This is a genomic window from Williamsia soli, from assembly GCF_017377795.1.
GTDB classification, from domain to species: Bacteria; Actinomycetota; Actinomycetes; order Mycobacteriales; family Mycobacteriaceae; genus Williamsia; species Williamsia soli.
The window spans coordinates 13241-32532 of record NZ_JAFRDR010000016.1 but is presented as its reverse complement, the minus strand read 5'-3'; the positions used below and the strand labels follow the sequence as shown (position 1 = coordinate 32532).

Below are 19292 nucleotides of genomic sequence, written 5' to 3'. Positions count from 1 at the left end.
ATCCACTCGCCTTGTCGCACAACAGAACCGCGCAGCGCGGCCCGGTGTCGGGCATGCGCTACGCGGTTGTGTTGTACTACTGCACGAGCATAGAACTGCTCAGCTGAGCTTCGGCCCCTTGTACCGAGGGCCGGTGAACTTCGATCGGATCGTCCCAACGCCCTCGAGCCAGCTCACCAGCTCGTCACCCTCATCGAGGAAGCGGGGAGGTGTACGGGTGGCACCAATTCCCGACGGCGTTCCGCTGAAGATGACATCGCCCGGATAGAGCGGGACGGCGTGGGACAACCACGACACCAGACTGGCCACGCTGAACAGCATGTCGCCAGTTCTGCCCAGCTGCATGGTTTCGCCATTGATCGAACAGCCGATCTCCAGGTCGTTTCGGTCGGGTAGGTCGTCGGGTGTCACGAGTACAGGTCCGATGGGGCCGAATCCGGGGAACGATTTGGCGAGCCCGAACTGCGGGGCCGGACCGGAGTGCTGAAGAGTGCGCTCGGAAAGATCCTGACCCAGGGTCAAGCCTGCGACGAAATCCCACGCTTTGTCTTCTTCGACTCGGTGTGCATCCGCACCTATGACGATCGCCAGCTCGACTTCCCAGTCCACGCCTCCCTCGGGCAGCTCGGTGATCTGGTCACCTCCGACAATGCACGACGCGAATTTGGTGAAAACCAGCGGGTGCGCGGGCTCCTTCATGCCGGCCTCGGCGATGTGGCCCTTGTAGTTCAACCCAACGCCGAACACCTGCCGGGGCTGTGGACTGGGTGCGCCGAGCTCACCTACGGTGTCCAGCCATGCCGACTGGTCGCCCTCGCTCATACTGCCGACCGCACTGCTTTCAGCATCCGCCCAGGCGCGGAACTCTTCCCAGTGCTCGAACACGGCTGATGGGCCTGGGCCGAACTTGCCGGCACTGGCCTCGTGAACATCGACAGGGCCTGATTTCGTCAGCAGTACCGTTCTGCCGCCGTTATTTGCAATTTTCATACTGAACCTACTTTGGTGGTGGGGATGGTTACGGACGGTGGGGGCGCACAAACGCCTCCGATGATGCCGACGGTCTGCCGTCTACAGCTCTGTGGCGGCGAGGTCCCGGGGACGTACAGTCTGCTCGAACTCAGACAGGAGTCCGGCCAGCTCGTCACCGCCACCAGCGGATCCGAATACATAGTGGTCAGGGCGCACGAGGACGGCAGAACAATGCCGGTCTGCGAACCACGCCGAATACGTGTTCTCGACATCACTCACCGGAAAAGCCTTGCCATCTCGCGTCGCCCTCGCAGAATCCAACGACAGTACCGGTACGCCTGCACTGATCCAATCGTCTGCGAATGACCCGTCGCCCAGGACTTCTTCGTCGCTGACGACGAGGACGAAACCGTTGCCTGCCACGTCATCGAGCAAACGCTCCGATCCATCCGGTGACCGAACCACCGACTGTGGGAACAGCTCACCGCGCGAAGCGTCCCCATGCCGTCCGGTCAGGAAGCCGAGTTCGTATGCGGGAGAGACGAATGCTGCGGGTCGGACGTTCATGGTGTCGCCGACCAGAAGCTGTTCGTCCCGGGCCTGCGCTGCTTTCTCATCTCGGATCGTTTGAATGCGGCCCAGCTCCACCGCCTTGAGCGTGATCCCGCGGACGTGCGGTTCACGTTCCGACTTGTATGTGGTCAGCAGAGATTCGTCGGCTTGGCCGGTCAGCACCAGGTCAAGCTTCCAGGCGAGGTTGTGAGCATCTCGAATGCCCGAACACATCCCTTGTCCCAGAAACGGTGGCATCTGATGTGCCGCGTCACCGGCGAGATGGATACGGCCTTCACTCCACGACTGCGCCACCCGAGACTCGAATACATACGGCGCGATCCGTATCAGGTCAGCGTCATCGGGTCCGATCCAACGGGAGACCTTGCGCCATACCTCTTCCTCGGAAACCTCCCCTGCCGCTTTGGGATCATCGATCATGAAAGAGAATCGATGATGGTCGGTGCCGATTGACACAATGGACGTGGGTTGCTTCGGGTCTCCGAGCTGCTGGGCGTTGGGCAAACCCACGTCGCGCTTGAGTTCGAAGTCGCAGACCAACCAGGGCTGGTGGAATCCGAGGTCGTCGCGTTCGATGTTGAGCAATTGCCGAACCGTACTGTTCCCACCGTCGCAGGCGATGACGTGCGGCGCAGAAAAGTACCGCGTACTTCCATCGGCGGTTTCTGCGGTGACGGTCGCCTTCTCCTCGTCTTGCTCGACGGCGACCACACGATGACCATGTAGCACTTCGATGCGCTCGGTTCCCCGACACAGCCGATCCAGACATGCCTCGAGTCGAGGTTGATACATCATCAACCCCTGTGGCCATCCGGACACACCGCGCTCGGCGAACAGATGCCGGATCAGCACCCGCCCTTCGGCGTTGACCCAGTCGTACTCGACCTGGACCCTCGTGCCCTCCATGACCTCATCGGCAATGCCGAGCTTCTGGAACAACCGCATCGTCTCATCATCGAACGTCGCCGCTCGAGGAAGGTTGAACAAACCCTCGAAACGTTCGAGCACCATCACGTCGTGACCACTCTGAGCCAGCAACGCCGCCAACGACATTCCCGTCGGCCCGTAGCCGATCACTATGACATCCGGACTGTTCACTGGCTGTCCGCCGTCAGGATGGGCGCGGGCATCGCCTCCGGCACAAGAGGCTTGTCGACCAGCGGGGGTGACGCCCAGACAGCTACCGGTAGCCCCTCGCTCTCGGGCACGGGATCCCAGAAGGTCGGCCCATCGGCCAGCTCGTCCATCTCGGAGTAGTAGTACTCCGCGAATGCACCCGCGGGATCTTTGAGGTACCAGAAGTAGTTGGCGGACGCGGCGTGGCGCCCCAGACCCCAGGCGTGCCGCTCCGGGTGGTTCTCGATCATCTGAGAGCCGCCGAAACCGATCTCATCGATGTTTCGCACTTTCCATGCAGTGTGATGCAGCAGGGTCATGGGAGCCGGCACGAGTACCAGGTTGTGGTGATCTGTCTCGAAACGCATGAAAGGACCGCCGGTTACGTAGTCGCTCAGGCGCATCCCGATACCGTCGATGAAAAATACTTTCGCCGCTTCGACATCGTGGCATCCGATGACGACATGTCCCAGTCGTAGAGGGCGAACAGCATGCCGGGGTACGAGGTCCCGGCGGTCTGCCGAAGTTCTCTTCTCCTCGACCGGGTCGCTCGGCAGTCTCTCGGCGACAACGAATGTGAACAGAAGGCCCGTGACAGGCTCGATGGCGGATCTTGCCGGACCCTCGATGGTCACCGCCACACCCAGCTTCTCGATACGGGAGGTGATGTCCTCGATGTCCTGCTCGGAGTCGACACCGACCACGATGTTCTCTATCAGTGGCCGGGGTCCGACCTTCAGGAATAGCTGATCACCCCCCAGAACTGTGCCGAAGACCCCAGGACCCGTCTGCTCGAGACCGAACTGGGTATAGAACCGGCTTGCCGCTTCCAAATCGGGGACTTGCCGGGTCAGTGAGACCACACGATGTGCTACCACTTGAACTCCTCTAACTTCATACGACCCGACGCCACAGCTGTACCCAGGGTGGGGTTCGCTCGCCGGGTGATGGCTACGCGAGACGGGCGGCCAGGTTCGGGAACAACGACAGCGCCGTCTCGCGCATGTTCACGATCTGCACATCCGACAGCACGCCGGTGGTGAGCAGAGTTTCGATGTTGCTGTCGATGACGCCCACACTCGCCGGTGGGTAGTCGGTCCCGAACACCAGTTGTTCAGCGCCGGCCACATCGAGTACCGGACGGATCAACTCCGGTCCGGCGGCGATAGCGGTGTCGTAGAAGAAGCGGCTCACCTGCGCGCGAATCGATTCAGCAGTCAGGGATTCCGGGTGGTGGACGAAGGGCAGCGTACCGGCGAGGGCTACCCGCCCGCTCACCGCAGGAAGCACGCCGCCGGCGTGCGACAAAATGATCCGCATATCGGGGTACTTCTCGAAAACGCCGGCGAAGATCGCGTCCACGATGGTGCGCGCAGTATCGAAGGTGAACTCCATGACCGGGCCGGGTCGTCCACAGGCGACGTGTTGGAAGCCGGCTGGATGAACTGGATGAACAAAGACAGTCGCTCGCCTGCTGTTCAATTCGGCGAACACCTCATCGAACGAGGGATCGCCGAGGTAACGACCGTCGTAGTTGGTGGCGATCACAAACCCGTCGGCCGAGAGTTCGTCTCCCGCATACTTGATCTCAGCAAGCGCCGCTGATGAATCCTGCATGGGAACATGCGCCAAATGACCGAATCGCTGCGGATACCGCTGGACGAGCTCGGCGGCGAACTCGTTGTCGTGTCGCGACTGCTCTGGCGTGAGGACGACCGCATTGGACAACATCTGGGCAGCGATGCCACGGTCATCCATGAACGTGATTGCGTCTTCAACGCTCCACGACAGCGCGGGCGGGGCGGCAAAAAGGCTGGCCTCGAACGAGTTCGGGTCAACCCTCAGCGGTCCACCACCTGAGGAGAAGTGCCCGTGGACGTCGATGGATCCCTTCAAGGCATTACTCATCGGAGACTCTTTCTGAGGTTGTCGAGACAATCACACGGAGAACCCGCGGACCGTGTTTATCGATATTACAATAATGCCGTACTGTCGAAACTACAAGAGGTCGCAGCAAGTGGTCATGCGATCACAGGTGCATTACAGGACAACGAGGAGCGGAAGACACGATGCCGGACGTGAGTGACGGTCCACCGCCCCTGGGGACTTTGAGCTGGGACGCGGTTTCGGGGACCACCATGGCCTCGCGCATCATCTCTCAGATCACGTCGGTCATTGTTGCTGGAACCCTACAACCCGGGCAACGGCTCGGTACGGAAAAGACGATCGCCGAGGAGTTCGGTGTGAGCCGAATGGCGGTGCGCGATGCCGTCCGCGGACTCGAGGCCCTGGGGGCCGTCGACGTGCGGGTAGGGCCCCGAGGCGGCGTTTACATCGGAAAGCATGCGACACAGAAGCTCTCAGACACTCTGGCCATTCAATTCGCACTCACGGGGATGCGCCCACAGGAGGTGCTCGACGCGCAAGTCGCGATCGAGAAGGCGGCGATCAGCATGGCCACGAGTAGCATCTCTCCCGTCCATATCGCCAGGTTGCAGGCCGGCCTGGATTCGTTCACACGCGATATGGCCGAGGACTCCACACCAACTCGCATCGAGGCCTTCGTGCCACGTGTCATCGCCCTTCACGTAGAGCTGGTCGAGGCGTCGGGCAATCGCGTGTTGACAAGCTTGTTCCAGTCGCTCCGTCTCCTCTTGGCCCCGCTGTATCTTCATGTGGCACAGAACAACCCCGCCGAGGAAGTCGACAAGGCAATCCGCCGAGTGATGAGTTCTCACCGCGAACTCTTGGACTTGGTGGCCCAGGGCGATCACACCGCTGCACAACTGATAATCGAAACCCGGTTGACCGAGATCCGGGACGCACTCGGCACATTGGGCGGATGACCTGTCGGTCATCCGCCCAATCGATCTCGTTCGCCCCTCGCGCGTTCACGCACGTTCGGAGTGCGAACCTCCCAGCATGTGCTCCATGTAGATGGTCTCGAAGTCCTCGTAGGTGACCGTCCTGTCTCCGGACGCCGTGACTTCGCCCCGGTTGAACAGGTACCACCGGTCTGCGGTTTGCAAAGCCAGACGGGCTTGCTGTTCCACAACGATCACCCCCATTCCCAGATCGTCCGCCGCAGCACGTAACGCCACCAACAAGCGCTCGACTATCAACGGCGCCAATCCGAGTGACAGCTCGTCGACCAGGAGAACCTTCGGTTGCGACGCGAGCGCCCGGCCGACGACCAGCATTTGCTGCTCACCCCCCGAGAGCAACCCGGCGGGGCGTTCCAGCAGCGGACGCAGCTCTGGGAAGTGTTCGAGTGTCGCGTCCACCCCACCCCGGCCGATCTCGAGGTTCTGTCGAACTGTGAGAGCACGGATAACGCCGCGCTCTTCCGGCACGAATGCCAATCCTGCTCTCGCGCGTTGATGAAGTGGCTTCCGCATCACCGCACCTCGCCAATGGATCGCCCCGTCTCTGCACGGCAAGACTCCGGCGGCCGCCAGCAGCGTGGTTGTCTTGCCGGCCCCGTTGGGGCCCAACAGGGCAACCACTTCACCCTCACCCACCGAGATGTCGATCCCTCGAATGGCCGCGACATCTCCGTAACCCGCAGTGACGCCGCCGATCTGCAACAAGGCGCCTTGGCTTCCTGCCTCGATGTCTGCCATCGCTACCACCGATCTTTCAGTCATGTTCAGCTCCTTGCCCGGCAGACACGGCATCTGCTGCCACCCCGAGGTACACGGCGGCAACCCGATTGTCGGCACGAATCGCAGAGGGCGAACCGCTCGTGAGAACCGAACCTCGGGTGAGGACTGTGATCTCATCGCAAATGCTCATCACCATGTCGATCCGGTGTTCGACGAGCAGTACGCCGACTCCCCAGTCCTGCGCGATTCGTCGGATGAGGTCGGCCAGCTCGGTGGCCTCGTGCTCGTCGAGTCCGGCCGCCGGCTCGTCGAGCAGGAGAACCGAAGGACGGGCTGCGACGGCCCTGGCTATCGCGGCCGCCTTTCGCTGACCGAACGACACCTGATCTGGCAGCAGATGTGCCACATCCTCGAGTTCGAAGGCACGCATGGCCTCCGCAGCCGCTGCCGTCAATCGCAGTTTTCCCGGCCGGACCATGCTGGTGAGATAGGCAGCAGGGCCCACCGATTGCGAGGCGACGGCAAGGTTTTCGGCAATCGTCAAGTCCGCAAACAGTTCCAGGGACTGGAACGACCGGGACAGCCCCGCAGCCACTCGTCGCCGTGGCACCAGGCGTCCGAGGTCTTGGGCACCAAGGGCAACCCGACCTTGCGCACCGACAAAGCCACTGACTGCGTCGATGAACGTCGTCTTGCCTGCGCCGTTCGGCCCGATCACGCCATGGATCGTCCCGGGTTGCACGGTCAAGCTCACATCGTCAACCGCGGTGACGCCGCCGAAGCGTACGGTCAAGTTCTCGACCACGAGTTCCTTCGGCTCCACGGTTTCATCTGACGAACCATCGACCGCGTCGTAAAACGGTCGAGGCTTACCCGGGAAGCGGGCATGCCAGAGTTTGAACAGCGGATCGGCCAGGCGACGGTTCATCGCCACCATCCCGTCCGGACCCACGATGAGGGTGACGATCAGGATGATCCCTCCGAACAGAGGTAGATAGTCCGCGACCTCGGACCAACCCGAGAACAGTTGCGTCACAACGCCACCGGCCACCAATGCCGATCCGAGAATCGCTCCGCCGGCGAAGCCTACACCACCTACCACTGTCACACCGACGAGCAAGATACATGTGAACACGTCGAAACGAGCGGGCAACACGTTGGACTGTGAAAAGGCGAGCAGGACGCCTCCGGTCGCCGCCAGGGCTGCTGAGAGACTGAAGGCGTATGTCTTTGCTCCTGCGACGTTGACGCCGACCGCCGCAGCCGCCCTTTCGTTCGATCGGACGGCAAGCAGCGCGCGACCGACCGAGCTCCGGCGAAGGTTCATCACCGCCAGACAGGCAACGGTGACCACCACGACAACCACAAAGGCGTATCGCCTGTCGTGGAACAAGGTGTCGATGTCCCAACCGAAGATCGAGGGCGTCGGTACGAGCAACCCAACCTCGCCGCCGCTGAACTCGTCGTTGTTGAGGACAACGTGGAACAACGCACTGGCAAGCCCGAGGGTGACGACAGCCAGCGTCGCCCCTCGCGTCCGCAGAGCGGGCATCCCCACGAGGGCACCGATCAGAGCAGTGATCAATGCGGCAAGGATCAGTGCCGGCACGAATGACATGTGTTCGGCCAGCTTCGCCGCGATCAGGGCCCCGAGTCCGGCCAACACATACTGGGCCAGGGACACCTGCCCGGCGTACCCGGTGATCACCACGATCGACAAGCAGATCAACGACAACGACGCCGTGGTCGCGATTGCAGAGGACCACTCGGGATCGGATCCGACCACCGCCATGACAGCAAGGGCGAACAGTGGCAGCACCACCAGTGGACGTATGCGTCCGGAACCGACCGCAGGCAATCTGTCCAGCACGAAGCTGCGTAGCGGCAGCGCCTTACCCCGCACGATCACGACCACCAGGATGACGATGAACGGAGCTGCCACCGACCATCCGGGCGTCTCGACGTAGCGCGTGATCAGTGACTCCGCCACACCGAGGGCCAACGCGGCGGCGAATGTGATGGAGAACGAGGAGAAGCCTCCCACCAGGGCAGCGGTCATCGCAGGGATGACCAACAGCACCATGCTGGTGGGCTCGAGGAATACCAACGGCGCGATGAGCGCGCCGGCGAGTCCGGCCAATGCGCTTCCCAGAGCCCAGTTCACCGACGAGATCACATCCGGGGAATGGCCCAAGCTCGCCGCGACCATCTCGTTCTCGGCCACTGCCGCAGTCACTTTACCGAATCGGCTCCGCCGGTACGTCACCGTGAGAGCAATCATCAGAACGCAACCGATACCCAGGATCCAAATCCGGTCGACGCCGATCGGGAGTTGGTCGGTGAACACGTTGACCGTGTCGGTCGGCAGCAACGACGGTACGGAAAGAGTGTCATGACCGTAGATCAGGAACGCGGCAGACTGAAAGACCATCACCACGCCCAGGGTCGCGATGAGTCGAGCAAGAGGCGACGACTCACGCATGGGCCTGAGTACCAGAAGTTGAATGGCCACCCCCAGTACCGCGCAGAACGCCACCGCCATCGCGAGCGAAACCCCGAGCGGCAGGTCCCAGCGGACACTGAACTGCAGGTAGGCGTACCCACCCGCCAGCGCCATGGCACCCTGGGCGAAGTTCAACAGGCCTGATCCTCGGTAGACCAGGATCACCCCCAACGCGAGCATCGCGTAGATGGCTCCCGTCGACAGCCCGATCAGGGCAAACAGCAGGACAGTCACAGCGGTGTCCTCCAGGCTCGCGAGGCGGCGGTCGTCACTTCTTTGCCAATTCCGCGAACGGGTCGACAGGCTCGCCGGTGGTCGCCATGACCTCGCCGTTCTTCACCTCGTTGATGTACACGGTCGGGTTGGTGATGCGATCGTTGATCGGGGTCGGAGACTCCTTCCCGACAACCGAATACGGCGCGGTGACCCCGAGATCTACCGGATCGCTCAGGTCATTCATCGCGTCCAGGACCTTTTGCGCGTTGATGTCCTCGATGTCCGCGGCAACGTCAGCGAAGAGTTTTGTTGCTGCCCAAGCGAATTCGGACTGTTCGTTGATCTGCGCATCGGGCTGGTACTGCTTCATGTCTGCGAGAAAGGCCTCGACTCCGGTGTTCGCGGTATCGGTCGGGGTGGCGAGCATGCTGGTGATCAGCATGCCTTCTGCCGCGTTCCCCAGTGCCTTGAGCAGTGCTCCAGGGGCGTTGCCGGAGCTGGCCGTGATGGTGCCGGTGTAACCGGCCTGGCGCAGAGCGGTCACCATCTTGGGCAGGTTGTTCGGAGAACCGGCCGCGATCACGCCGTCTACTCCCCCTGCTATGGCCTTGGACGCAGCGGTTGCGAACGTCGGATCGGTGGTCGGGTCGCCGGGCACCACCTGAACCGGCTTCAGACCGGCAGTATTCATCGCTTCCTCGACCGCGGCGAAGTTCGCCTGTGTCTGGGCCTGATTGTCGCCAAGCACCGAGATCTTGGTGGAACCACTGTTCACGAGGCTGTACACGTTGCCGTACATATACCCTGCCATCCCGCTGGACAGCGGGAATGCCACCGGACTGTTGTATTCGGCCGGGCTGGTGCCACCGGTTCCGATCGCCGGGATGTTCGCAGCCTCGAGGACCTGGAACTGAGCACCGCTGGGATTGACGAGGAACAGTGGGTAGACCACCGCGGTCACCTTGTCCTTCACGAACTGACGCGCGCAGTTCACCTCTTGGTTGGGATCGACGTTGGTGTCGCAGAAATTGATCTTGATCTGAGCGCCGTTGACGCCGCCGTCTGCGTTGATCTTTGCCGCAGCTGCTTCTGCTCCTGCCTTGATCTCAGGAAAGCTGGCGAGCGGGTTGCTCTCGGGCGCAGCCACACCGAGCGTGATCGTGCCCGATCCGCCCTCGCTGCCACCGCCGCTGCTCTCGTCGTCACTACACGCCGCCAAGGCGAGTGCGGCAATCGAGGTCAGCGCGGCGAGCTTCCAGCCGGTCTTGTGATGCAGAGCCATGTCAGTTGTCCTTGTTCTCCGAAGAAGCCGGTCGTTGTGTAACCGGCGTGTGTGGGGGGGCTGTTTGGTTCGTGTCCCGCTTGGGAGTTCGTGTCCCGCTTGTGAAGATCGGTGATGCTTGCCCGGCGGGCTAGGCAGTGGCGCGCCGGGCAACGTCCTGCGGTTCAGGCTTTGGTCGGACCATTGGTGTTGCCGCCCAAAGTTTCAGCGTGTCCCCAGGTTGACTGGTAATCACGCTGCCGATCAGCTGGAACGAATTTCTGCTCCAGCTCGCGGATACGATCGGTGTTTGTCAGTTGCACGAAACTAGCTGTGCCGTAGGGCGAATCAGCCATTTGAGCAACCCAGTCGTCCAGAGCGGGTTGTCCGCGCCGACGAAAGTCATGAAGGAGGAACCAGGCGGCATCCATGCCGACGGTTGCAGCGATCGTGGGATACAGCGCGACCTGAACACCGAGGTCTTGCAGCTCGTCCGGGGTCGGCGCCGGCTTTTCACCGCCCCAGATCGTCGCAATGGGTACAGGTACCCGAGCACAGGCGCGTTCGAGGTCGGAGCGATTGCGGACGGAGTTCAGCCACACCATGTCGACGCCGCCTTCTTCGGCGTATGCAACGCACCGGTCCAGCGCATCCTCAAACGTCTCGTTCTCGGCCCCCAACGCGTCACAACGTCCGACGATGACGAAGTCCTTGTCGATCTCGTCTCTGGCGGCGACGGCGGCGCGAAGTTTCCCGACGGCCTCGTCGCGCGGTATGCACCGACGCCCCGAGGTGGTGCCAGACTTCTTCGGCGCCTCTTGGTCTTCGATCTGCAGTGCCGCAACGTTGCTGCGGACGGCCTCCTGTGTGGAGTACCAGACATTCACAGCATTTCCGAAACCGGTGTCGAAGTCGATCATGATCGGAATCGTGGTGCGAGCCGCGATGTGCCGGGCGTGGTCCACCACGTCCCGCAGCCCGACCACGCCGGTGTCAGGGTATCCGTACAAGAACGCAGAAAGCTGTGACCCCGCCAGGAAGTAGCTCTCGAAGCCGGCCAGTTCTGCCGTACGTGCGAGCATGGGACTGAATCCCCCTGGCATCACCACGATTTCGTCGCGGCTCAAGAGTTCTCTGAATTGGCGTCTTTTTGCGTTCGCTTCGCTCACATCACCGTTCACGTCCGCCACCTCCTTCTGTTGTCGTTGAATTCGATTCTGTGACAGGCGAGAGCGCCGCCTCACGCTTGTCGTAGAGCTGGTTCCACTTTGTGGATCGATCCACGACCGCAGAGAAGGCGACCACCCTGTGGCCTGGCAGTTGCACACCTCGTGGTGGTGGCTTCCCCTGTGCCACATCGTTGATGGCCGTCACCATCAGATCGCGGACCTGTGCGATCGCGCGGTCTTGCGCACCGAGCTGTTCTTCGACCCTGCGCCGACGCGGCCAGGTCTGCTCCAGCACACAACCATCGTGGTCGGGCGGGAAAGGGCCCATGCCGGCAAACCAGTCCCCCATCTGGTCACGGTCTTGCCGGTACCGATTGTCACCGCGTCGATGGGAATGGCCGTGCTCGTCCTGCATAGCCCCCCAGATGGCCGCCCACCGCTCCTTGTCGAACGCGGTCGCCCGATCCAGACTTATGTCGAACCGCCAGTGCGATTCGTTGTCCTGGGGAACGATGTACTGAATCGTGTAACCGTCTTCGAACACCGGAGCAGTACAGATATTGGGGTACATGTACTCCATCACCCGCACGAAAGATCGATCATCGTCAACGCGGCGCGTGGCGGCGACCCGCAGGCCGTAGTCGACGCGCTCGGTCTCCACCAGGGGTGACGGGTCGAGCCCGTACAAGGCGTTGGCCGACATATCGGTACCGGTGATCCCCAGGCTTCCGCTCGGTCCGTAGCGGCCACTGGCCTCGGACTCGGGAAACTGCAGATGTAAGAACGACACGTGGCCCGGGTCAAGGGCATGGTCGATGTCGGCCGTGTAGTTGCCCGTGTAGAGCAGTCGAGCCGCGAAGACGTGGTCAGGATCCGCCGCGAAGACGTCGTACCCGGGTAACGCCGGAGGCTCACCGTCCCCCAGGTAGGCGAAGACGCATCCGGCCGCGACGACGCAAGGATAACCGGAGTGGCTGACTTCAGCGCTGTATTCGTCTTGCTCGAGCTCGCCGGGCTGCTCGCGGCATCGCCCGTCACCACTGATCAACCAGCCGTGATACAGACACCGCAATCCGCCGACCTCCACACGGGAGTAGGAAAGATCTACTCCGCGGTGAGGGCACCAACGACCGACCAGTCCGTACTTTCCGTCCGTGTCACGAAACAGCACCAGTTCTTCGCCCATCACGACCAGCGGTACCGGCGCACCGCCTGCGTCCACGTCTGAAGCGAGTGCGACTGGTTGCCAATAGCTACGAAGGAAGTCGCCACCCGGAGTACCTCGGTCGGTGTTGCAGAGCAACTCGTTCTCATCGGGAGTGAGTGCCCGGAACCGGGTCGGTGAATGGCCCGAGACCGTGGGCGCGACGCTATTCAACGCCCGCCACCTGGTGACCCAGGGTGATCTCGCGACGCTCCTGAGACGAGGTCATGATCGCTTGCAAGACCTCGACGGTCGCCTCCCCCCACCGTCCGCTGCGCAAGATCGGTGCACCCGAGTTCAGAACGTCGTACATGTTCTGGAAGGCACCGCTGCTGGCATCGAGGTCAGCTTTCACCGGTATGGTTCGTATCTCGTTGTCACCGTGGATGATCAGGCCTTCTGCGGACTGACGAATATCGCCGTGATCGCAACTCACAATCGTCAGACCAAAGTTGGACAATGCCGGCTCGCCGATCTGAGGGCGGGTGTCACTACCGTAGCGCCAACCTTCCTTCGCGCTGTCCTCACTGGCGCCCGAGATTCTCGAAAGACGTTCACGTGCCTTGAGATTGGTATCCGGGGTTCGTGGTCCTTCGCCGCGCCAGTCGGTGAACTCGGCCGTGTCGAAATGCGCGTACGAGTTGTAGACAAGGGTCGCAACGGTGTCGTCCTCGAAGTCCAGAAAGGCCGTGTACGCACCCGCCGCGGGGCGCGCAGAGTCCCATACGCCCGTGGTTGCTCGCACACTCCGTACCAGGCCGCCGCCGAGTACTCGGACGATGTCGATCTGATGCGCGCCTTGGTTGTAGACGAGGTTGCCACCACCTTGCGGGTCGAGTTCCCATGCAGCCCTGGGCCGGTACATCCACTCGTTGTAGTGCCAGGTGTTGATCATTCGCACACGACCGAGTTCACCGCTGGAGATGATCCTGCGCATTTCCCGTACTGCCGGTCCGTAACTATGAGTGTGACCACACAGCAGGACGACGCCGGCGGCTTCGGCTGCATCGTTCATCACCTGACAGTCTTCGACGGTGGTGGCCATCGGCTTGTCGACGATCACGTGTTTACCGTGGCCGATGGCGGTCAGGACCTGCTCACGGTGAAACTTGTTGGGAGTGGCCACATAGACCACATCAACCTCATCGCTGGCACACATGGCGTCCAAGTCCTCGTACACCGCGCCACCGAACTCATCCCGGAAGGCTTTCAGCGCTGCAGGGCGGAGATCGCACGCTGCTGTGAACTCGACATGCGACCACGGCGATACACGCGTCGCGACGAAGTTGAAGGCAACGCCCAATCCAACTACGCCGACGCGCATGACCGCACGTCCCGACTCTGCACTCACGCCGAGTGTCGATGAGCCCGTCATTTTGTCTCCTTGGTTAACGAATCGGTGCGAACACCGTGTGGATCGTCATAAGCGTCAGCCAGAGTGACCCGCGTCACGACGATATTACAATATGATTGTCTTGGCTAGACCCTAAATGGGTGCAAATGGCGGCCTCATCGCCGCCGAGGCCCACACGCTCGCGTGCGGCCCCAACAACTGACGGCCGGGCCGGGCCATGCCCGGACCGGCCGCTGGTCGATGACAAACAGGTGTCAGCGATCTAGATCGATCAACACGATGTAATTGACGTTGCCGTACAACTATTCTCGGGAGAACACTGTCGTAGCTGAACCGCCCGGGCCGCGCCTACCTGATGCCGAAGAGCTTCTGGGCGTTGCCACCCAAGATCGCGTCACGGTCGGCGTCCGCCAGCCATTCGATGGAGGTGATCATGGCATTGACATCGTCGTACCAGCCCTCGCCGTCCGGTCGCGCAACGGTACCCGTACCCGGCTTCTCGGTACCGAGCATCAACCGTTCCGGCCCCAGTGTCTTGATCAACAGCTCGAGTGACTCCTTCGTGTAGAGGCACGTATCGAACCACAGGTTGTTCATACGCTCGTCGAACGACGGCCCCGGAGCCCGGCTGAAGGACGACCGCCACCGGCCGATCTGATACGGCACAGCCCCACCGCCATGGGGAACGATGATCTTCAGCTCCGGGAAGTCGGTGAACACGGAACTGGTCAGCAGGCTCAGGACGCCGATCGTCTCCTCCGCCACGAAGTGGAGACTGTAGTCCTCACGAGCGGGAGGCTTACACCCCGCAGTGTGGACCATCGCCGGCACGTCCAGTTCGCACAAGGCTTCATACAACGGGTACCAGTACCGATCGCCCAGCGCCGGCGGAATCTGCGTTCCCTCATACGGATCCGGGTTCAGCAGGCATCCCACAAAACCTAGTTCGGTCACCGCGCGGCGCAGTTCGACGGCCCAGGCCGCCGGTCCCGTCGAAGGGGCCTGTGGCAGACCAGCGAACCCGCGGAACCGATCGGGGAACACCTCGCAGGCCTGCGCGATGACGTCGTTCGTCGCCTGGGTGTACCAGTCCACGATCCGGGCCGGCTCTTCGCTGTGCATGGAGTGAAACGGGCGCGGCGAGATGATCTGCACGTCGATGCCCGCGTCGTCGAGCAACTCCATGTGTGACTTGTTTCCAAACGGGGGTTGCGGCGCATTCAACGCGTCCCGCACGTCGTCATTCGAGGAACCGACAGCGCCGCGGCCGTGACTGCCACGTGCAGCGAGCAGTTCTGACTTGTACGCGTAAAGGCGTTGCGGCGCACTGACGTGTCCGTGGATGTCGATGATCATCGGGAACCTTCTTTCGTTGAGTTGTGGGTTGCGTGCGGACACTGACTAGCGGAGGCCGTAGACATCCAGCGTCGTGGCTCCCTGATCGATGCGTTCGAAGATGTCGACCTCGTCGCGATCGCGCTGCACGGAGCGTTCGATGACGGCGTCCGCCTGTACCCGCGGAACGCGCAGGACCCCGTCGGCGTCGCCGATGATCAGATCTCCGAGTTCGACCTCGACGTCACCTATGTGTATGGGCTCCCCGAGGTCTCCGTCACCGTTCGGGTCTTTGGCGGTTCCCCGGATGCACACTCGTTCGGCGAACACCGGCCAGCCGAGCTTCGCGAGAACGGCCGAATCACGCACTCCGCCATAGATGACGAGCCCGGCCAGACCCCGCGCCATCGCTGCCCGCGCGAGCACCTCGCCCCAGTAGCCGTGCTCGAAACCCTCGCCGACATCGACCACGAGCACTTCACCGGCCTTCGCGGCGTAGACCGCCCGATGCAACCACAGGTTGTCTCCTGCGGGCGCCCGCACCGGGAAGGCCGGCCCCGCGACGTACATCTCCGGAGCTATGGGTTTGATGGCCGACGGCATCGCCCCAATGGTGCCGGCGGCCTCGTGCGCTGTGGCTGTCCCGATGATGGGGATCTTCTTCTCCGTTGTGGTCACTTCGTCTCCTCCTGGCGTGTTTGCAAGTCGTGGTAGCCGACCTCCGCACGCGCGTCACGAAGCGACGTGCCGGATTCGACGGCGGCGCGAATCAAGGACTCGGCGTGCTCGATCCGCTGAGCGGCGGCGAGGACCTCGTCCGCTCGAGCTGCGGGGACCACCACCAGACCGTCCCTATCCCCGATGAGCAGGTCGCCCGGCTCCACCCGCACACCACCGATCGACACCGGCACCTGCGTGGCTTCCACGCGCACTCGGTCTTTCCCTGTTCGCATCCAGTTGCCCCGGGTGAACAACGGATAGTTCAGTGCGGTGCTCCGATCGCTGTCGCGAGACACACCATCGATGACGGTTCCGGCAACACCTCTGCGGCTCGCAGTCGTGGTCAGCAGGTCACCCCAGACCGTGGCGTCGACGCGGCCCTGGTTGTCGAGAACGACCACGTCACCTGGGCCGAGATCATCGATGTAGTCACCGACGGACCCACGGTCCTCTCCCACCGGACCGTAGCGGAGCGTCCAGGCGCGGCCGATCAGCCGAAACGACGACTCGAGCGGTGCAATACCCAGAGCCTGACCCGCAATACCCAATCGGTCCAACGCATCTGAGATTGTTGCCGTACCAAGACCGCCCAATCGCTCGAGAACGTCGCCATCACTTTGTCCCATTGGTCATCTCCTCGTACTCGCCCGACATGACCACCGACACCGGTGATCCGGCGTCTATGGCACGGGCCATCGAATGTTCTTTGTCGGCGATGTCCTCTGCAGTGGTGAGCACCTGATCTGCAACCGCTTCCGGCACGACTACGCAGCCATTGGAGTCGGCAAGTACCAGATCGCCCGGCTTGATTTCGATCCCGTCGATCTCCACCGGCACGCCCCACGCCAGTTCGGCGGTACGACCGCGGGCCGTCACGCACGTGGTCGCGCGGCCAAAAATCGGCAGACCCGCCTCTGACGCTTCATCGACGTCTCTCACGGCACCGTCGACCACCACTCCGGCGACGCCGCGCACTGCTGCTCCCCGAGAGAGAAGACCGCCCCAGCTACCGCAATCGGTGCGGCCGCCGTTTGCGACCACTATGACCTCGCTCGGACCGGCAGCGTCGGCGGCCGCAGAACCGAGGTGACGCTTGGGTCCTTCGGAGTCCGTTGGCGGCGTGCCCAACTGAACAGTTGTCGCGCGGCCGGCGACCGTACCACCGCCCGCGGACAGACGCCCGATGCCGACTATCGCGCCTACCAGGTGGTGCTTGTCGAGAGCATCGGACACAGCGCAGGTATCGAGCCGGCGGAGGCGTTCGAGCAAGCCATCGCCGCCGCCATGTCCGCGACCCGTCGTACTCGGTGTCGACGAGCTCAAAACAGCACGCTGACATTCATGCTCGGAATGACCGACAGGTCGAGTGTTACCGTCCGCTCTGCCAACAGGAAGCTGTCACCGTCGACGAGAAGGCGGTCTTCGCGCAACCCGGAGTAGGTGTGTTGTGTTCCATCGACCCCTTGGCTGCGGAACAGCAGTGTATTGCTCCTGACCGCCAGTTCACCGGAATCAGCGGCCTGTTCGACGATGATGTTCGAGATGTGCCGCCTTGTGATCGAGTGGGGATTCTCCGAGTAGGTCAACTTCGCATTCGAGATCTGCTGGACGCGAATGCGCAGCTCGTTCGCCTGATTGTCGACGATCGGGTATCCCCGAGCGGGCTGGTCTGATGCACGCAGGGTGCGCGCTCCCAGTTTGTAATGCACGTCCGGCGCCAAGACGGCCAGCCATTCGTCGTAACGATCACCGTCGAGCAGCGCCGCCTCGCGAAAGAGGAACTGGCTGACGTCGTGGTGGACCTGAGCCGACACCGGCGTCAGGGCCGGCGGAACTGTCGATACGGTTGCTTCGGTCATTATGCGCCTTCCGTCATGAGCTTGTTCCAGTGCTGCAGGAACTTGAATTGGGTTATTTCTGCAACGAATGGCCGATAAGCGTTGCCCGGGCCTGCGTGATCTGTGACGGGGGTGTCCATGAACGGAACCGCTGTGGCGAAAACGAACGGGTGGTCGCGTGCAGCCGGCGACGTGGTGGTCGAACCGACCGATGACCACAGCTCGACGTCCTCCTGCTCGAACAGGCCACCGACGCCGAAGTCGTTGACGGCTCGAACATGAACGGCCTGCTTGTACTCGTCTGAGGCCTCGACCTCTGCGAATTGCCAACTCAGGACTTCTATCTGGCCGGGCGCGATGGGGTGCCACTGCCTGAGCAGCAGCCCTTTCATGAAGACACCGGGCTCCACTTCGGAGGGGGTGTTCTCGATGAACGACAGGTTGGGGAACACCGTCGACACACCGATGGCGAGGTTCGCGAGCAACCCTGCCTGATCGTCGTCGAGTTGCTCGTCGTATAGGTCATGCAGCTCTTTGGGGTAGTGCGCGTACCGATCTCCGGGCAGGCTCACCAACGAACAGCTGTGGCCATTGCCTGTGCTGACCTGAACGGCCTCCCCCATTGCCGCCATCAGATCCGGTGGCGTGAACGGTGTCGAGCTGAGTGTCATCGGACCGATATGCGTCGTGATGACGTGTGTGTTGTCGGTTCCGAAGTTGATCGCCGCAGTCTTCCAGTCGGCGTTGACAATGAAGCGCTGCGGAGGGCCGAGAACTTCTGCACCGCCAGGGGTTCGAGCGAAAAACACGTCGAGGTACCAACGGAAATCACCGAGGAACTCATCAAGCGTTTCGCCTTCGGAACTCCAGTTGCCGAAGATCATTCCCTTGTAGCTGTCCAGTCGCGTCACCGGAACGAGTCCCATGGTGGTGAAGTCGGTGCCTTCGGGATACAAGGCGTCGAAGTTGGTGCTGATCAGGGCACCGTCGGTCCCATAACTCCAACCGTGGTAAGGGCACACGAAACGGCGGGTGTTACCCGAGTCGACCCGGCACACCTTGACGCCGCGGTGCGCGCAGCTGTTCAGGTAGGCGCCGACCGTCCCGTCCGGACGTCGGACAACGATCACGGAGTCGCCCGCCATCGTGCGGGTCACGTGGTCTCCCGCGTTCGGGATCTCGGTCTCGTGGCCGAGGTACAACCATGACTTTCGGAAAATCTTGTCCTTTTCGAGCTCGTGGACTTCGGGACTGCCGAAGACCTCACGATTCACGAGGCCTTTCTCCTCATCGATCCATTGGCGGTCGACTGTCGCATCCTGTGACATTGGTGCTCCTTCTTCCGCGTCGCGCTCACGACGCGTTCTTGTGCTCAGTTGATGTGTCATCTCCGTTGGGAGACAACGTGACCGAACGTGGTCCTGAC

17 protein-coding genes are annotated in these 19292 nt (G+C 62.2%); 1 reads left to right on the top strand and 16 read right to left on the bottom strand.

What is annotated here, in order from left to right:
• Nucleotides 1-99: 99 nt before the first annotated feature.
• From J3S28_RS27230 to J3S28_RS27215, 4 genes are all read right to left on the bottom strand, one after another.
• Nucleotides 100-990: a fumarylacetoacetate hydrolase family protein gene (locus J3S28_RS27230; protein ID WP_207844293.1), complete on the bottom strand. Its 891-nt coding sequence runs from the start codon at nucleotides 988-990 to the stop codon at nucleotides 100-102.
• A gap of 81 nt (nucleotides 991-1071) precedes the next feature.
• Nucleotides 1072-2643, bottom strand: a complete 1572-nt coding sequence (gene mhpA / locus J3S28_RS27225; RefSeq protein WP_207844291.1) for a bifunctional 3-(3-hydroxy-phenyl)propionate/3-hydroxycinnamic acid hydroxylase MhpA — start codon at nucleotides 2641-2643, stop codon at nucleotides 1072-1074.
• Nucleotides 2640-3539: a VOC family protein gene (locus tag J3S28_RS27220; RefSeq protein ID WP_207844289.1), complete on the bottom strand. Its 900-nt coding sequence runs from the start codon at nucleotides 3537-3539 to the stop codon at nucleotides 2640-2642. The genes mhpA and J3S28_RS27220 overlap by 4 nt, the downstream gene beginning before the upstream one ends.
• A 73-nt stretch (nucleotides 3540-3612) precedes the next feature.
• Nucleotides 3613-4569 (bottom strand): amidohydrolase family protein, encoded by a 957-nt coding sequence (locus J3S28_RS27215; protein ID WP_207844287.1) that lies wholly within the window; start codon nucleotides 4567-4569, stop codon nucleotides 3613-3615.
• A gap of 170 nt (nucleotides 4570-4739) precedes the next feature.
• Here J3S28_RS27215 and J3S28_RS27210 point away from each other — a divergent pair, with 170 nt between their 5' ends.
• The gene (locus J3S28_RS27210) at nucleotides 4740-5507 is read left to right on the top strand and encodes a FadR/GntR family transcriptional regulator (RefSeq protein ID WP_207844285.1); all 768 of its coding nucleotides are present in this window, start codon (nucleotides 4740-4742) and stop codon (nucleotides 5505-5507) included.
• A 45-nt stretch (nucleotides 5508-5552) separates the two neighbouring features.
• On the opposite strand, the gene J3S28_RS27205 is transcribed toward J3S28_RS27210, so the two are convergent.
• The 12 genes from J3S28_RS27205 to J3S28_RS27150 all read right to left on the bottom strand — a co-directional run bounded on the left by J3S28_RS27205 (nucleotide 5553) and on the right by J3S28_RS27150 (nucleotide 19194).
• Nucleotides 5553-6308 carry an ABC transporter ATP-binding protein gene (locus tag J3S28_RS27205; protein ID WP_207844284.1) on the bottom strand — a complete coding sequence of 252 codons (756 nt, stop codon included), beginning with the start codon at nucleotides 6306-6308 and terminating at the stop codon, nucleotides 5553-5555.
• A complete protein-coding gene (locus J3S28_RS27200; protein WP_207844282.1) occupies nucleotides 6301-9003 on the bottom strand; it encodes an ABC transporter permease subunit in 2703 nt (900 codons plus the stop codon). The genes J3S28_RS27205 and J3S28_RS27200 overlap by 8 nt, the downstream gene beginning before the upstream one ends.
• 34 nt (nucleotides 9004-9037) lie before the next feature.
• The gene (locus tag J3S28_RS27195; RefSeq protein WP_207844280.1) at nucleotides 9038-10267 is read right to left on the bottom strand and encodes an ABC transporter substrate-binding protein; all 1230 of its coding nucleotides are present in this window, start codon (nucleotides 10265-10267) and stop codon (nucleotides 9038-9040) included.
• A gap of 164 nt (nucleotides 10268-10431) precedes the next feature.
• A complete protein-coding gene (locus J3S28_RS27190; protein WP_307797475.1) occupies nucleotides 10432-11415 on the bottom strand; it encodes an isocitrate lyase/PEP mutase family protein in 984 nt (327 codons plus the stop codon).
• A gap of 1 nt (nucleotide 11416) precedes the next feature.
• Nucleotides 11417-12793 carry a Rieske 2Fe-2S domain-containing protein gene (locus J3S28_RS27185; RefSeq protein ID WP_207844276.1) on the bottom strand — a complete coding sequence of 459 codons (1377 nt, stop codon included), beginning with the start codon at nucleotides 12791-12793 and terminating at the stop codon, nucleotides 11417-11419.
• A complete protein-coding gene (locus J3S28_RS27180; protein WP_207844274.1) occupies nucleotides 12786-13994 on the bottom strand; it encodes a Gfo/Idh/MocA family protein in 1209 nt (402 codons plus the stop codon). The genes J3S28_RS27185 and J3S28_RS27180 overlap by 8 nt, the downstream gene beginning before the upstream one ends.
• 327 nt (nucleotides 13995-14321) lie before the next feature.
• Entirely contained in the window at nucleotides 14322-15329 is a 1008-nt protein-coding gene (locus J3S28_RS27175; protein ID WP_207844272.1) for an amidohydrolase family protein, read from the bottom strand.
• A 45-nt stretch (nucleotides 15330-15374) separates the two neighbouring features.
• Nucleotides 15375-15986 (bottom strand): RraA family protein, encoded by a 612-nt coding sequence (locus J3S28_RS27170; RefSeq protein WP_307797466.1) that lies wholly within the window; start codon nucleotides 15984-15986, stop codon nucleotides 15375-15377.
• Nucleotides 15983-16654, bottom strand: a complete 672-nt coding sequence (locus J3S28_RS27165) for an RraA family protein (protein WP_207844270.1) — start codon at nucleotides 16652-16654, stop codon at nucleotides 15983-15985. Before J3S28_RS27165 ends, J3S28_RS27170 begins: the two co-directional genes overlap by 4 nt.
• Entirely contained in the window at nucleotides 16641-17351 is a 711-nt protein-coding gene (locus J3S28_RS27160) for an RraA family protein (protein ID WP_207844268.1), read from the bottom strand. The genes J3S28_RS27165 and J3S28_RS27160 overlap by 14 nt, the downstream gene beginning before the upstream one ends.
• Nucleotides 17348-17887, bottom strand: coding sequence for an aromatic-ring-hydroxylating dioxygenase subunit beta (locus tag J3S28_RS27155; protein WP_207844266.1), 540 nt, complete (start codon nucleotides 17885-17887; stop codon nucleotides 17348-17350). Before J3S28_RS27155 ends, J3S28_RS27160 begins: the two co-directional genes overlap by 4 nt.
• Nucleotides 17887-19194 (bottom strand): aromatic ring-hydroxylating oxygenase subunit alpha, encoded by a 1308-nt coding sequence (locus J3S28_RS27150; RefSeq protein WP_207844264.1) that lies wholly within the window; start codon nucleotides 19192-19194, stop codon nucleotides 17887-17889. Before J3S28_RS27150 ends, J3S28_RS27155 begins: the two co-directional genes overlap by 1 nt.
• Nucleotides 19195-19292 lie beyond the last annotated feature (98 nt).

What these genes read in the sequence shown, in the direction of transcription:
- J3S28_RS27230 (WP_207844293.1), bottom strand. Translation starts at nt 990, where the DNA reads ATGAAAATTGCAAATAACGGCGGCAGAACGGTACTGCTGACGAAATCA.
- J3S28_RS27215 (WP_207844287.1), bottom strand. Translation starts at nt 4,569, where the DNA reads ATGAGTAATGCCTTGAAGGGATCCATCGACGTCCACGGGCACTTCTCC.
- J3S28_RS27205 (WP_207844284.1), bottom strand. Translation starts at nt 6,308, where the DNA reads ATGACTGAAAGATCGGTGGTAGCGATGGCAGACATCGAGGCAGGAAGC.
- J3S28_RS27195 (WP_207844280.1), bottom strand. Translation starts at nt 10,267, where the DNA reads ATGGCTCTGCATCACAAGACCGGCTGGAAGCTCGCCGCGCTGACCTCG.
- J3S28_RS27180 (WP_207844274.1), bottom strand. Translation starts at nt 13,994, where the DNA reads ATGACGGGCTCATCGACACTCGGCGTGAGTGCAGAGTCGGGACGTGCG.
- J3S28_RS27175 (WP_207844272.1), bottom strand. Translation starts at nt 15,329, where the DNA reads ATGATCATCGACATCCACGGACACGTCAGTGCGCCGCAACGCCTTTAC.
- J3S28_RS27165 (WP_207844270.1), bottom strand. Translation starts at nt 16,654, where the DNA reads ATGGGACAAAGTGATGGCGACGTTCTCGAGCGATTGGGCGGTCTTGGT.
- J3S28_RS27155 (WP_207844266.1), bottom strand. Translation starts at nt 17,887, where the DNA reads ATGACCGAAGCAACCGTATCGACAGTTCCGCCGGCCCTGACGCCGGTG.
- J3S28_RS27150 (WP_207844264.1), bottom strand. Translation starts at nt 19,194, where the DNA reads ATGTCACAGGATGCGACAGTCGACCGCCAATGGATCGATGAGGAGAAA.